Origin of the sequence: Pelomicrobium sp. G1 (assembly GCF_051905455.1) — a bacterium.
In the GTDB taxonomy this organism is placed as follows: Bacteria; Pseudomonadota; Gammaproteobacteria; order Burkholderiales; family UBA6910; genus Pelomicrobium.
Genome location: NZ_JBQACR010000008.1, coordinates 132,102 through 145,987, shown reverse-complemented (window position 1 = coordinate 145,987; position 13,886 = coordinate 132,102). Strand labels below are relative to the sequence as shown.

General features: G+C 68.4%; 13 protein-coding genes. 6 read left to right on the top strand and 7 right to left on the bottom strand.

What is annotated here, in order from left to right; translation table 11 throughout:
* The first annotated feature begins 184 nt into the window (after positions 1–184).
* Positions 185–3,073, top strand: coding sequence for a bifunctional diguanylate cyclase/phosphodiesterase (locus tag ACTFO6_RS09730; protein WP_439934296.1), 2,889 nt, complete (start codon positions 185–187; stop codon positions 3,071–3,073).
* A complete protein-coding gene (locus tag ACTFO6_RS09725; protein WP_439934259.1) occupies positions 3,070–3,999 on the top strand; it encodes a 2-dehydropantoate 2-reductase in 930 nt (309 codons plus the stop codon). Before ACTFO6_RS09730 ends, ACTFO6_RS09725 begins: the two co-directional genes overlap by 4 nt.
* A 4-nt stretch (positions 4,000–4,003) precedes the next feature.
* Here the strand turns inward: ACTFO6_RS09725 and ACTFO6_RS09720 are convergent, their stop codons facing one another.
* A complete protein-coding gene (locus ACTFO6_RS09720) occupies positions 4,004–4,726 on the bottom strand; it encodes an SDR family NAD(P)-dependent oxidoreductase (protein ID WP_439934258.1) in 723 nt (240 codons plus the stop codon).
* Positions 4,727–4,901: 175 nt separating this feature from the next.
* Entirely contained in the window at positions 4,902–5,015 is a 114-nt protein-coding gene (locus ACTFO6_RS09715; RefSeq protein WP_439934257.1) for an AsnC family transcriptional regulator, read from the bottom strand.
* Positions 5,016–5,147: 132 nt separating this feature from the next.
* On the opposite strand from ACTFO6_RS09715, the gene mdeB reads away from it, so the two are divergent.
* Positions 5,148–7,796, top strand: a complete 2,649-nt coding sequence (gene mdeB / locus ACTFO6_RS09710; protein ID WP_439934256.1) for an alpha-ketoglutarate dehydrogenase — start codon at positions 5,148–5,150, stop codon at positions 7,794–7,796.
* Between the two features lie 198 nt (positions 7,797–7,994).
* Here the strand turns inward: mdeB and ACTFO6_RS09705 are convergent, their stop codons facing one another.
* On the bottom strand, positions 7,995–8,165 hold the full coding sequence (locus ACTFO6_RS09705; protein WP_439934255.1) for an RSP_7527 family protein: 171 nt from the start codon (positions 8,163–8,165) through the stop codon (positions 7,995–7,997).
* Positions 8,166–8,312: 147 nt separating this feature from the next.
* Here ACTFO6_RS09705 and ACTFO6_RS09700 point away from each other — a divergent pair, with 147 nt between their 5' ends.
* Both ACTFO6_RS09700 and ACTFO6_RS09695 read left to right on the top strand, forming a co-directional pair.
* Positions 8,313–9,281 (top strand): transcriptional regulator GcvA, encoded by a 969-nt coding sequence (locus ACTFO6_RS09700; RefSeq protein ID WP_439934254.1) that lies wholly within the window; start codon positions 8,313–8,315, stop codon positions 9,279–9,281.
* Entirely contained in the window at positions 9,271–10,581 is a 1,311-nt protein-coding gene (locus ACTFO6_RS09695; protein WP_439934253.1) for an MFS transporter, read from the top strand. Before ACTFO6_RS09700 ends, ACTFO6_RS09695 begins: the two co-directional genes overlap by 11 nt.
* A gap of 161 nt (positions 10,582–10,742) precedes the next feature.
* Here the strand turns inward: ACTFO6_RS09695 and ACTFO6_RS09690 are convergent, their stop codons facing one another.
* Positions 10,743–11,087, bottom strand: a complete 345-nt coding sequence (locus tag ACTFO6_RS09690; protein ID WP_439934252.1) for a type II toxin-antitoxin system VapC family toxin — start codon at positions 11,085–11,087, stop codon at positions 10,743–10,745.
* A gap of 459 nt (positions 11,088–11,546) precedes the next feature.
* Positions 11,547–11,960: a hypothetical protein gene (locus ACTFO6_RS09685; RefSeq protein WP_439934251.1), complete on the bottom strand. Its 414-nt coding sequence runs from the start codon at positions 11,958–11,960 to the stop codon at positions 11,547–11,549.
* 143 nt (positions 11,961–12,103) lie between these two features.
* Between ACTFO6_RS09685 and ACTFO6_RS09680 the strand changes: the two genes are divergently transcribed.
* Positions 12,104–13,165, top strand: coding sequence for a diguanylate cyclase domain-containing protein (locus tag ACTFO6_RS09680; protein ID WP_439934250.1), 1,062 nt, complete (start codon positions 12,104–12,106; stop codon positions 13,163–13,165).
* A gap of 56 nt (positions 13,166–13,221) precedes the next feature.
* Here the strand turns inward: ACTFO6_RS09680 and ACTFO6_RS09675 are convergent, their stop codons facing one another.
* Both ACTFO6_RS09675 and ACTFO6_RS09670 read right to left on the bottom strand, forming a co-directional pair.
* Positions 13,222–13,515 carry a type II toxin-antitoxin system RelE/ParE family toxin gene (locus ACTFO6_RS09675; protein ID WP_439934249.1) on the bottom strand — a complete coding sequence of 98 codons (294 nt, stop codon included), beginning with the start codon at positions 13,513–13,515 and terminating at the stop codon, positions 13,222–13,224.
* Complete coding sequence (locus ACTFO6_RS09670) at positions 13,503–13,784, bottom strand: CopG family ribbon-helix-helix protein (protein ID WP_439934248.1); 282 nt, start codon at positions 13,782–13,784, stop codon at positions 13,503–13,505. The genes ACTFO6_RS09675 and ACTFO6_RS09670 overlap by 13 nt, the downstream gene beginning before the upstream one ends.
* Between the last annotated feature and the right edge of the window lie 102 nt (positions 13,785–13,886).

The window sequence follows — 13,886 nt, the reverse complement described above, 5'->3', positions numbered from 1 at the left end:
GCGATTTCTTAATAGTTTTTTCCATGTTCATATGATGATTGAATTTCCTGGCTCCTTGGCCTACGCTTACGGAAGGCTCGGATGGCGACCATCCGCCTCCAGCCTCCCGCCACCCTTCTCGGGTGCAGGAGTGGAACGACGATGGAGGGGAGAGTTGCGAGGACGGGTTTTCTCTCGATTGCGCGTGCGGCTCCTGCTGCTGGCGCTGCTGGCGTCGTTCCCTGCGCTGGCCCTGGTGGCGTTCCTCGCCGAGGAGAGAAGGCTTGAGGCGATCGAGGACGCCCAGCGCGCCGCCCTCCAGGTGGCGCGGGACGCGGCGTCCCATCACCGCCGTCTGGTGGAGCAAACCCGGAACCTGTTGCTGAGCCTCGCCTTCTCCCCCGAGCTGAGGGGCGATGACCCCGACGCCTGCAGCGAGACCCTGCGCCGGGTGCTGCGGACGACCAGCACCTTTACCAACCTGGGCGTCATCCGGCCGGACGGGGCCCTGTTCTGCAGCGCCGTGCCTTTCTCCCTGCCCCTGAACATGTCCGACCGGGAATACTTCCAGCGGGCGCTTCGCACCCGGGACTTCGTGGCCGGCAACTATATCGTGGGCCGGGTGACCGGCGAACCCAGCATCGTGTTCGCCCTGCCCCTGCTCGGCCAGGACCCAGCCGGCACCTCGGTCCTCTACGCCGCCGTGTCGCTGCGCTGGATTCGCGAGCACGTCGATCGGCGGGCGCTCCCCGAGGGCTCCCAGGTGATCGTGACCGACCCCGCCCAGCGAGTCCTGGCCTACCTCCCGGACGGCCAGGAGTGGACCGGCAGGACCATCGGCGACACCGAAGTAGGGCAGGCGATCGCCTCGGCCCATGGAGAGGCCACGGCGAGCGCCCGCGGGCTCGACGGCAAACAACGCCTCTACGGGATCGTTCCCTTTCACGAGAGCTCGGGCGGAGACCCTTTGCATCTTGCCGTCGGCATCCCCGAGTCCGTGGCCTACGCCGAGGCGACCACCCAGCTCGCCACGGGAATCGGCGCCGTTGGCCTCGCCATCGTGGCGCTCTCCCTCCTCATGGGCTGGGGCGGAAACGTCTTCCTCCTGCGCCAGGTCGACGATCTGCGGCGCGCGACTCAAAGGCTTCAGGCCGGCGACCTGGGCGCCCGAGCCCAGGTGTCGGGGGGCATCGCGGAAATCGAGGAGCTGGGGTCGGCCTTCAACGCCATGGCCGAGGCCCTGGAGAGGCGCGTCCAGGAAATCGAGACCCTGAACCGCCTCTACGCCACCCTGTCCGCGGTGAACGGCACCATCGTGCGGCTGCGGGACCGGGAGGAGCTGCTCACGGAGATCTGCCGGATCACCCAGGGCTTCGGCGGCTTCCTGCTGGTGGCGGCGGTCGAATACGAGGAGAAGACCGGGACCGCCCGCCTCACGGCCCATGCGGGCGATCCGGAGCTTTCGGCCGCCCTGCGCTCGGGGCTCGAGCCCGAAACGGCACACCCGGATGCCCCGACCTGGGACGCCCTCCGTCGTGGCGAGGATGTGATCTGCCCCGAGCTTGAAACATCCGATCCGGGAGGGCCGTTCTTCCAGCTCGCTCGCCTCCTGGGCTGCCAATCGTGTGCAGTGCTCGTGCTCAAGGGCGAGCGCCTCTACGGAACCCTTAATCTCTACGCCGCGGCGCCCCGCTACTTCGAAGGTGAGAGCCTGCGGCTTCTGCGGGAAATCGCGGCCGACGCCGCCTTCGGTCTCGCCATGACGGAGAAGGAGGCCCAGGTCCAATACCTCTCCTTCCATGATCCCTTGACCGGGCTCCCCAACCGCGCCCTGTTCCGGGACCGGGCGGCCCAGGCCCTGGCCCGCGCCCGGCACGGCGGGCGGTCCATGGCCATTACGGCGGTAAGCGTGGACCGGCTCATCCAGATCAACGACACCTTCGGCCAGGCCACGGGAGACGCGGTGCTTCGGACCGTCGGCGAAGCCCTCGCCGCGGGGCTGCGGGAGGGGGACACCATCGCCCGGCTCGGGGGGCACCAGTTCGGTCTTCTGCTGGCGGACCTCGCCCGGGCGGAGGACGCCGCCACCGTGGCGAAGCGCCTCCTCGACCGCTGTCCCGGTGCCGTGCCGGGCCCCCAAGGGGAGGTGACCTTCAGCCTTGCTGCCGGCGTGGCGGTCTTCCCTCAAGACGGCGAGGATGGCGAAACCCTTGTCCATCATGCGGAGCTCGCCATGCGCTCCGTCGCCCCCGAAACGGGGCACGCCCTCGCGTTCTTCTCCGCAGACATAGGGGAGCGGGTGAGAGCGCGCCAGGCCATTGAGTCGGGGCTGGCCAACGCCTGGGAGCGGGGCGAGATGGCCCTGCACTACCAGCCCGTCGTGGACCTGTGGACCGGCGAGGTGGTCGGAGCGGAGGCGCTGATCCGCTGGGAGAGCCCCATCCTCGGGCCGGTGCGCCCGGACCAGTTCATCCAGATCGCGGAAGCCACCGGCCTCATCGTCCCCCTGGGGGAGTGGATCTTGCGCACCGCCTGCGCCCAGGCGCAGCAATGGGCCGAGGCATTGGGACAACCCTTCCGGCTAGCAGTGAACATCTCCACCCGGCAGCTCGCCCAGCCGGGGTTCGCCCAGGGCATCGCGGCGCTGCTCAAGGAATCGGGCTTGGACCAGCGCTGCGTCCAGATGGGGCTCGAAATCACCGAGTCGGCACTGATGCACAATCTGGAACAGGCGGCGCATACTCTCCAAGCGGTGAGAGAGCTTGGGCTTTTCGTGGCAATCGACGACTTCGGCACCGGCTACTCCAGCCTCGCCTACCTGCGCAAGCTTCCCCTAGACACGCTCAAGATCGACCGCTCCTTCGTCCGGGAGGTGGTGACCGACCCCAGCGCCGCCGTTGCCGTAAAATCCGTGATCGCCTTGGGCCAGAACCTCGACCTGTGCGTCGTCGCGGAAGGGGTCGAAACTGAAGACCAGTTCCGACTCCTGCAAGAGCTCGGGTGTAATGCCGGACAAGGTTATTTCTTCGCCCCGCCCCTGCCAGGGGTCGAATTCGAAGGGCGGTTCCTGAAATCAAAGAGGCTTGATCCGTGAAGATCGCCATCGTGGGCGCCGGGGGCGTCGGTGGATATTTTGGCGCGCGGCTCGCCGCCGCGGGAGAGGACGTGACCTTCATCGCCCGGAGCGCTCATCTGGAGGCTATGCAGAAGGCGGGGCTCATCGTGCGCTCGGCCCTGGGGGACTTGCACCTTAAGCCGGTCAGGGCGACAAACGACCCGGCGGCCGTGGGCCCGGTGGATCTCGCCATCATCGCCGTCAAGCTCTGGAGCACCGACGAGGCGGTAGAGTCGGCGAAACCCCTCCTCGGGCCGCACACGGGGGTGGTCTCCTTCCAGAACGGGGTGGACGCCGTGGACATCCTGATCCGCCGCCTGGGGCGTACCCACGCTATGGGAGGCGTGGCCCACATCGCGGCCTTGATCGAAGCCCCGGGCGTCATCCGCCACAACGGCACCATGGCCAAACTCACCTTCGGCGAGCTGGACGGAACGGCCTCCCCCCGGGCCAAGGCCTTCCTGGAAGCCTGCACGCGAGCAGGGATCGAGGCCCACCTCTCCGGCGACATCCAGCGGGCCATCTGGGAGAAGTTCGTGTTCCTGGTGGGGCTCTCCGGCATGACCTCCCTCACCCGCATGCCCATCGGCCCGATCCGGGAAGACCCGGTCACCCGGGAGTTGCTGCGGGACGTGATGAACGAGGTGGTGGCGGTGGCCCGGGTCAAGGGGATCGACCTGCCCCCCGACACGGTGGACCAGCAGATGCGGTTCACCGACGGTCTGCCCCGGGACATGGTTTCCTCCATGCTGGGGGACCTGCGGCGGGGCAACCGGCTCGAAGTGCCCTGGCTCTCCGGCGCGGTGGTGCGGCTGGGCCGGGAAGCCGGCGTCCCTACGCCCCTCAACCGGGCGATTTACGCCGCGCTGAAGCTCCACGCGGACGGTGCCGCGGCGCTCCCATGATCTTTCAAATTCCCCAGCCGGTAACCGGAATCGTCTGCCCGGTGATTCCCGCCGCCGCGTCGGAGGCGAGAAACACCACTACCCGGGCGATGTCTTCCCGCTTGGTCCACTTCTTGAGGTCCTTGGGCTTCATGGCCTCGATGTTGGTGGCGGTGTCCACCAACCCGGGCGCGACAGCGTTCACCCGGATGCCGTAGTCCCTTCCCTCCAGGGCCAGGGTCCGGGTGAGGGCGTCTACGCCCGCCTTGGCGCAGTTGTAGGCCACCATGTTCGCTTGAGGCGTTCCCGCCCGGGAGAAGTTGATGATGGCGCCGCCACCCGCCTCTTTCATGCGCGGAAAAGCGGCCCGAGCGCAGAGGAAGGCGGAGAGCAGGTTGTTGCCCACCTCGTGATGCCAGTCCTCCAGCGTGTGCTCCGTCGCCGGCTTGTAGCGGGTGAGCCCGCCGGCCAGGTTCACCAGCACGTCGAGCCGGCCGTACTCGCCCATGACCCGCTCGATCGTCTGGCTCACTTGCGCCTCGTCGGTAAGGTCCGCCGCGATGGGCACGACCCGCGCGCCGCTTGCCTTGAGCTCCTCCGCCCGCGCCTCTACCTTGTCCCGGCTGCGGGCGGCGATGGCCAGCCATGCCCCTTCCGCCCCCAAGGCCTGGGCCACGGCGATGCCCACCTGGCCGCCGCCGCTCACCCCCGTCACCAGCGCAACTTTGCCTTTCAAGACGTCCGCCATGGCAGTCACCTCCTCGATTGTCCCGACCGCGCCCGCGGGCTCGGTTGCCGCTTCTCCGCCCGCCTCCTTCCCCTCGACACGCTGCGGGATGCTTCATTAGATCGTCGCCGCCCCCGTTCGTGCCCCGCGCCTGGACGGCGGCAAACGGCGATGGGTTCTCAACCGGACCGCAGCCTCAGTCGTGGGGCAAAGGCAGGGCGGTGTTGTACTTCACGTTGGGGATCCGCGCCTGCCACTGCAGGATCTCCAGGATCTTGCGATCGATGGCGTCTAGCTCGACGGTTGGCATTCTTGACCTCCCTAGGGGTGCGAGGCGCAACAACATGGCGCTATTGGGCGCCCATTCGAGGATTTTCGCAATCCTTCCCGCTGGAATCGGCGTAATCTTTTTCCTAGCAGCGAAACGCCCGGAGACCGCACCATGGGACACCCCACCGACATCGATCCCCAGGAAACCCGCGAGTGGCTGGAGGCCCTGCAAGCCTTGATCGAGGAAGAAGGCGAGGAGCGGGCCGAGTACCTGCTGCAGAAGCTCTTCGACAAAGCCCGCCGGTCCTGCCGGCGGCTGCGCTTCAATGCCACCACGGCGTACGCGAACACCATCCCCCTGGAAGAGCAGCCCCCCTACCCCGGCGACCCGGCCCTGGAGGAACGGGTGACGGCGCTGGTGCGCTGGAACGCGCTGGCCATGGTGGTGCGCGCGAACCGCGAGCACCCGGAGCTGGGGGGCCACATCGCCAGCTACGCCTCGGCGGCCGATCTATTCGAGGTGGGCTTCAATCATTTCTTCCGGGCGGGCCAGTTGGGGGATCTGGTCTACTTCCAGCCCCACTCCGCCCCGGGCGTGTACGCCCGCGCCTTCCTCGAGGGACGCCTGCCGGAAGAGCGGCTGGCCCGCTACCGGCGGGAGACCGGGCTCGGCGGCCCGAAGGGCCTCTCTTCCTACTGCCACCCGTGGCTGATGCCCGATTTCTGGCAGTTTCCCACCGGCTCCATGGGCCTCGGGCCCCTCAACGCCATCTACCAGGCCCGCTTCATGAAGTACCTGGCGGACCGGGGGCTCCTGGACACCCGGGGCCGCAAGGTGTGGGCCTTCGTGGGCGACGGGGAGATGGACGAGCCCGAGTCCCTGGCCGGGCTCTCCCTCGCCGCGCGGGAAGAGCTGGACAACCTGATCTTCGTGGTCAACTGCAACCTCCAGCGGCTGGACGGCCCCGTGCGGGGCAACGGCTCCATCGTGCAGGAGCTGGAAGGTCTCTTCGCCGGCGCCGGCTGGAACGTGATCAAGGTGCTGTGGGGCTCCGACTGGGATCCCCTCTTCGCCCGGGACCGGGAAGGGATCCTGCTCCGGCGGCTCCACGAGACGGTGGACGGGGAGTTGCAGAAATACGCCGCCACCGACGGCCGCTTCAACCGGGAGCACTTTTTTAACAAGTACCCCGAGCTGCAAGCCCTGGTCGCCCATCTCTCCGACGACGACATCGACCGGCTGCACCGGGGCGGCCACGATCCCCTGAAGATCTACGCCGCCTATCACGCCGCGGTGAATCATCGCGGCCAGCCCACGGTGATCCTGGCCCAGACCAAGAAGGGCTACGGCATGGGCCACTGGGGCCAGGGCAGGATGGGGGCCCACCAGCAGAAGAAGCTGGAGGACGAGGCCCTTCTCGCCTTCCGCGATCGCTTCAACGTGCCCCTCTCCGACGAGGCGGTGAAGCGCCTGTGCTTCCTGAAGCCCGCCGACGACACGCCGGAGATGAAATACCTTCATGCCCGCCGCCGCGCTCTGGGCGGCTACCTGCCCGTGCGCCGCAGCGACGCGCAGCCGCTGCCGGCGCCGCCGCTGGAGGCGTTCGCGAAAATCCTGGAAGGCTCCGGCGAGCGGGAGGAGTCCACTACCATGGCGTTCGTGCGGCTGCTCGCCCAGCTCCTGCGGGATCCCGCCATCGGCCAGCGCATCGTGCCCATCGTGGCCGACGAGGCGCGCACCTTCGGCATGCAGTCCTTGTTCCGCCAGGTGGCCATTTACTCTTCGGTGGGCCAGCTCTACGAGCCGGAGGACCGGGACGAGCTGCTCTACTACAAGGAAGCCAAGGACGGGCAGATCCTGGAGGAAGGCATCGCCGAGGCGGGCGCCCTCTCCTCCTGGCTCGCCGCCGCCACGGCCTATTCGGCTCACGGGGTACCCATGCTGCCCTTCTACATCTTTTATTCCATGTTCGGCTTCCAGCGGGTCGGGGACCTCATCTGGGCGGCGGCGGACTCCCGCGCCCGGGGCTTTCTCCTCGGGGCGACCGCCGGCCGCACCACCCTGGCCGGGGAGGGACTGCAGCACCAGGACGGTTCCAGCCACCTGGTGGCCTCCACCGTCCCCAACTGCCGGGCCTACGATCCTTGCTTCGGCTACGAGCTGGCGGTGATCCTCCAGGACGGCATGCGCCGCATGCTGGAAGCCCGGGAGGACGTGTTCTACTACGTCACGGTCATGAACGAGAACTACCCCCATCCGGCCATGCCGTCCGGGGCGGAAGCCGGCATCCTGCGGGGCATGTACCTCTTCAAGCCCCGGGAAGGCGCGAAAGTGCAGCTCCTGGGCAGCGGCACGCTCCTGCGGGAGGCCCTTTCCGCCGGCGAGCTGCTGGAGCGGGACTGGGGCATTCCCGCCAACGTGTGGAGCGTCACCAGTTTCACCGAGCTGCGCCGGGACGGGCTCGCCGCGGCCCGTCGCAACCGGCTCACCGGCGGCGAGCCCCGGCAACAAAGCCACGTGGAAGATTGCCTCGGCCCGACGGAAGGGCCGGTGGTGGCGGTGAGCGATTATGTCTCGGCGGTGGCCGATCTCATCCGTCCCTGGGTCCACCGCCGCTACGTCGCCCTGGGCACCGACGGCTTCGGCCGCAGCGACACCCGAGCGAACCTGCGCCGCTTTTTCGAAGTGAGCCGGGAACATATCGCGTTTGCGGCCCTTGCCGCCCTCCATGAGGAAAAAGCCGTCGAGCCCTCGATGCTGGCCCGGGCGGCCGAGCGCTACGGCATCGACCCTACGAAGCCCGCGCCCTGGTCGTGCTAAGGCGTGGGGCAGGGGAAAGACGGCGGCGCGGAGCGGGCGGGTCCGCCGAACGCCCGTTCCCGTCCCAGCCAAAAAAGAGGGCGCGCTTGAGGCGCGCCCTTTGAATCACCGGTTCGCGAGGAGGAGGAAGAGCGCGAACCGGGCCCTGCGAGCGCCCGCCGGGGGGGCGGACGCCCGGGTCGGTAAAGACCTGAATCCCTAGCAGGCTGCCGGCGCTCCCCCCTTCCCGGTGCCGGTCTTGCCCGGCTGCACAGTCTTTACGAAGACCGCCTTGATGCCGGTCCAGGCCCGGGCGAGCAATTGTCTGAGGACCTGCGCCCGTAGCTGCCTGGCCTCGTGGAGGACTGCGTCGGCTTGGTCAAAATTCATATCCGTTCTCTACACTGTCGAGTGATCGAATTCCTTTCATCGCAGCACTTGTTGCGACGTTGCCTACAGGGTCAATATAGAGATTTTTTGCGCCGCAACAAATGATTTATTATTATGTGATGAATTAGCTGGACTAATCCATATCCCATGGCCTATCGCCTGCCGCCCTTGAACAGCCTGCGCGCCTTCGAAGCCGCCGCCCGGCACATGAGCTTCAAAAAGGCGGCCGAGGAGCTGAACGTCACCCCAGCGGCCGTGAGCCACCTGGTAAAGGGCCTCGAGGACTTTCTCGGGGTGCGCCTGTTCCGGCGCCTCACCCGGGCCCTGGAGTTGACCGAAGCCGGGCGGGCCGCCCTGCCCAAGATCCGGGAGGGCTTCGAGGCGCTGGCAGCCGGTGTGGAACGCACCCGCAGCCACGCCCGGCTGGGGCCGCTGGGCGTCAGCGCCCCGCCCCTGTTCGCCACCCGCTGGCTGGTGCCCCGGCTGCAGCGCTTCACGGCCCTCCATCCGGAGGTGACCTTGCGCATCTCCCAGAGCGAGGCCATGGTGGATCGGGACGGGGAGGACAGCCCGGGCGGATTCGCCACGCCCGAGGCCTCGGACCTGGGGGCCGAGGTGGCGATCCGCTTCGGCCATGGCCGCTATCCCGGCTGGCGGGCGGACAAGCTCTTCCCCGTGACCTACGCCCCGGTCTGCAGCCCCCAGCTCCTGCGAAGCCAGCGGCCCCTGCGCACGCCGGCGGACCTGCGCTTCCATGCCCTGATCCACGACGACACGGTGCGGAACGCCCGCCGGTGGATCAGTTGGGAGGCCTGGCTCGAAGCGGCCGGGGTCACCGGCATCGACACGTCCCGGGGACCCCGTTTCACCAACTCGGCCCTCGCCATCGAGGCGGCGGAGGACGGCCTGGGCGTCGCCCTGGGCGTCCTGGAGCTGGTGGGTCCGGACCTGGCCTCGGGAAAGCTGGTGGCACCGTTCGACATTGCCGTGGAGGCCGGGTACGCCTATTACCTGGTATGCCCCCAGGCCACCGCCGACCGGCCCCAGGTGGCGCGTTTCCGGGAGTGGCTGCTGGAAGAAGCCCGCAAGCGGGAGGCGGTCCCGGTTGCCGACTGATTCCGTCTCCACTCCCTACCCGGGGGGCCGGCTCACCTGGAGCCTGTGGGCCATCGGCGCCACCTTCTACCTGTTGGGTTATTTGCACCGGGTCGCGCCGTCGGTCATCGCCGGCGAGCTGGTGGCCGATTTCGCCCTGAGCGCCGCGGGGCTCGGGCTGCTGTCGGCCAGCTACTTCTATGCTTACCTGATGCTGCAGGTGCCCACCGGGTTGCTGGTGGACACCTGGGGTCCGCGCCGCATTCTGGCGGCTGGAGCCCTCTTGACCGCCGCCGGCACCTTGATGTTCGCGGCCGCCGGCGGGCTCCCCTCGCTTTTCATCGGCCGCCTGCTGATCGGTGTCGGCACCTCCGTCACCTGGGTGTGCATGCTGAAATTCTCCAGCCACTGGATGCCGCCGCGACAGTTCTCTTTCGCGAGCGGCATGCTGCTGATGGCGGGCGTGCTGGGGGCGCTCACCGCCGGCCTACCGTTGCGGCTCCTGGTGGAAGCCCTGGGCTGGCGGCCGGCCCTGGGGACGACCGCCCTTGCCGCCCTCACCCTCGCCTTCCTGGTGTGGAAGCGGATGCGGGACGACCCGTCGGAGGCTGGATACCACAGCCATTGGATGCCGCTCGCCAGCGCCGAAGACGAAGCCCTCAGGTGCATGCTCGGCCTCCTGCGGGAAACCGCCCGCTACCGGGCCCTGTGGCTGCTGGTGGCGGCCGGCGGAGGGGTGCTGGCTTCGGTGTTCGCTTTCGCCGGCCTGTGGGGCGTGCCGTTTTTCCACATGCACTATGGCATGCCGGTGGCCGACGCGGCCCTGACGTGCTCCCTCTTGATCGTTCTCTTCGGCGCGAGCAGCCCGTTTTGGGGGTGGCTCGCGGACCGCACCGGCCGCGCCGGGGCCCTCTACCGGGGTGGAACGCTGGCGACGGCGGCGGCCTGGGGGGTGATCGCCGGGGTGCCGGGGCTGCCCCTCGGACTGCTGCTCCCGCTGCTGGCGGTCGCCGCGGCGGGCGCCGGCACCATCGTGCTGGGCTACACCCTGGCGCGGGACCGGGTGCCCCGCCGGCTCGCCGCCACCGCCAGCGGGCTGGTCAACATGGGCTCCATCGCCGGGCCCCTGCTGCTGCAGCCCCTTTTCGGATGGGTGCTGGACCTGCTATCCAGCGACGCGCCGCTCGGAAACGCTCCGCTTTTCGGGCGGGCGGCCTTCCACGCCGGCTTCGCCCTGATCCTGGGGTGTGCGCTGCTGTCCTTCGCCTGCCTCACGCGTTTCAAGCGCCATCTGCCCGCGCCATCCCTGGCTGGCCCTTGAAACCGTCGGCCGGATGATGGCTTGACGGCAAAGGCGTGCTGGCGCGTAGTCCAGGCGCCCGATACTGCAACGCCGCTGAACAGAGTCGGCAGATTATTTCCGGGAGAGAGCCTGGCCCGATATCCGCACTTCTTCGACTCGGCGAAAGCCGTGGTCGTGCGTCACCAAGGCGTAGGCGCCGACTTCCACCGCCTGGCCAACTGGATCGCATCGGGCAAGCGCAGCCGGTATCGCGCACGAAAACGGTCCGCAGTCACGGCGATCGTCTCGGTCACGGCGACAACGGCCAGACCCGGGCCCCTCGTCATGGCGAGCCGGTATTGCTCGGCCAGGTACTCGTTGCCCGCAGCCAAAGGTCCCGAGACCGCCTCGGCCAGGGTGATGGTCGAAACGACGAGGTTCAGGTCTCCCGCCGCTGCACGGTCGAAAGAGGCTGAAACCGATCCGCGAGGGTTGGATGGCCTCGAGGAAGTAGATGATCGGTGCCGAATCGACGAGCAGGACACAGCCGCTCGGGGGCTCTGCCGGGGTTTCTAGCGCCATTCGTCCCGCATTCGCGCGATGACGCGCTTGACCGACCTGTCCCAGAGCCCCTTGCCGCTCCCCCGCAGGGCACGAAGGTCCGGCCCCCCCCGGGTGCTTGCCCGGATAAGAGGAGGAACGATGGCCGCATAGATCTTGCCGTGCTTCGTGATCAGGCACGGCTCGCCGCGGTGGGCCTGCTCGAGCAAGGTGGGAAGGTTCTTGCGGGCCGCCTCGACGCCGCTTCTCTTGATGCCGCTCAGGGAGGTTCACCTCCGGCCCAGAACTGTGCAAGCTGTACAGACTTGCGTCAACCTGCGCCCGAACGAACGGTGTTTCCAAGGGAAACGCATAAACCGCGGATGGGGACCGCTTGCGTTGGACCACGGGGCCTGCAGCCCGCCTTCCCGAGCGCCGGCAAGTCACGCCCCGGCGCGTAGGCCTCACCGCTTCCGTTCGGCCGCCGCCAGCGCCTCTGCCAGGTCGAGCACCAGCTTCCTGTGCCGCTCGCTCAAGCGGCCGAAGACTTCTAGCAGGATGTCCTGGTCGCGCCGGTAGGGGCGCGTCTCCTGACGAAGGACGCCGGCACGCCGGGCGCCCTCGCCAGCGCCGTCGCCGAAGCGCAGCCACTGGGGCGCCACGCCGAGCCATTCGGCGAGGACGCGCAGCTTGTCCTGGGAAGGCAGAGCGCGGCCCGTGAGCCATTTTCTGACGCTCTGGGTGCTGACCGGATCGCCCTGGTAGCGCAGATTGAACGCCCGGGCCACGTGGGTGGGGCTGAGGGTGTCGATGCCGGCCTTGCGCATCGCTTCCACGAGTCGCTTGCTGAAAGCCCGCTTTTCATCGGTCAGACCCATGCCGGCAACGGTAGCACCAAGCACGAGACCATATGCCAACCCGAGGTTGCATATATCAGTAACCGCTGATAACCTATGCAACTCGAATACCTGGCGTGGGTCGCGCGCATGGCGCCTCGATCTCTCCGGAAGAGCATGGTGGAATGCCCCGTGCCGCCTCTCGGCCCATGAGCGAAACCGATCCCGCGAAGAACGAGGTCACGATGCACCCGGCCCCCCAGCCCGCCGCGCCGAAGGGCGGCGAGGCGCAATACCCTTCCCTGAGCCCGTCCACCCGGGCGCTGGCCCGGGAACCGGAACCCCCGGCGGGCGCGGCGGAGGGCCTTCCTCGGCCGATGCGCTGGCTGCTGGCCGCCATCGACCAGATCCCCATCGGCGTCGCCATGACCCGCCCGGACGGGATCCTGGAGTACGTAAATCCCCGCTTGAGCGCCGTGACCGGCCTTTCGCTCCAGGAGGCCCTCGGCCTGGGAATCGACGCCATCCGCTGCGCGGACGAGGGCGCCCGGCTGGACCAGATCCGGCCGTTCCTGCTGGCCCGGGGCCGGTGGGAGGGGGAAGTGCGCTACCGGGACCGGGCGGCCGGCTTCCTGCCCGCCCTGGAAACGGTGTGCGCGGTGGGGGAGCCCGGCGGGCCCGTTGCCGGATTCGTCCATTTCGTGCAGGACATGACCAGCCAGCGGCTGGTGGAGTCCCTGCGGCGCCTGGCCTTCTACGACGGGCTGACCGGCCTTCCCAACCGGGCTCTGGTGGAGGACCGCCTGAGCCTGGCGATCGCCCACGGCCAGCGCCACCATTCGTCGTTCGCGGTCCTGTGCATCGACATGGACCAGTTCAAGCAGGTGAACGACACCCTGGGGCACGCCGTGGGAGACCGGCTGCTCGCCGCTGTCGCCCACCGTCTACAGGCGGGCCTGCGGGTCGGGGATACCCTGGGGCGCTGGGGCGGGGACGAGTTTGTCGCCCTGGTCGAGGTCATCCAGCAAGCCGGGGCGCTGCGCGCAATCGCCGAAAGGCTGGTGGCCACCGGCGCACGGCCTTACGCCATCGGAGACCTGGAACTCCCTATGACGGTGAGCATCGGCGTGAGCCTTTACCCCCAACACGGGCGCGATTCCCGGGCCCTGCTCGCCGCCGCCGACGCGGCCATGTACCAGGCCAAGGCGGCGGGCGGCGATACCTGGCGCGTGGCGGCGTCGGGATAGACAAGGTTCTTCGGGGCGACGGCCAGCCGGACCGGTGCCCGTCATGCTTACGGCAATCAGACGGGATAGTCCAGCTCCCGCTGATGCCGGATGGCCAGAACGCGCACCTGACCTTTTGCGGGAACGAACCGGTACAGGGCCACGTAACCGGTCTTGCCGTAGGAGATCACCAGTTCCCTGAGCTCGCCGCTCACGCGGCGCCCGATCAAGGGATGTTGGGCAAGCGCTTCGATCGCGCTGCGAATGGCCCGGGCGGAGTCGAGAGCTGCACCGGGATCGTAATCCGCCAGGTAATCGAAGAGGCGCTCCAAATGAGCGAGCGCATTGGCTGAATAGACTACTTGCGCCACGGCTTGGGCCGGGCCGCCTTCCTCTTGCGGGCGAGCCGCTCGATCCAGGCATGAACCTCGTCGGCCGCGAATACCTCGCCTGTCGCGTCGATGCGCCGATCGGCCGCGATGGCCTCCTCGACGAACGAGCGCATCCTCTCGCCGCGCGCCACCTCGCGCTCGATCGCCTCCAGCATGAGCGCATGGGGCGAACGCCCCGTCTGCTCGGCCAGCGCCGCGATGCGCTCCTTGAGCTGCTGCGGCAACTTCAGTGTGGTCGTGGAACCCATGCCGGCAAGCGGTAGGTACGAATGTATAGTGACACCATGGTAGCACCCGCTGCCGGCGCGCGACAAGATCGCCGGATCGTCCAGGCCGGGCAAGCCCTTCCC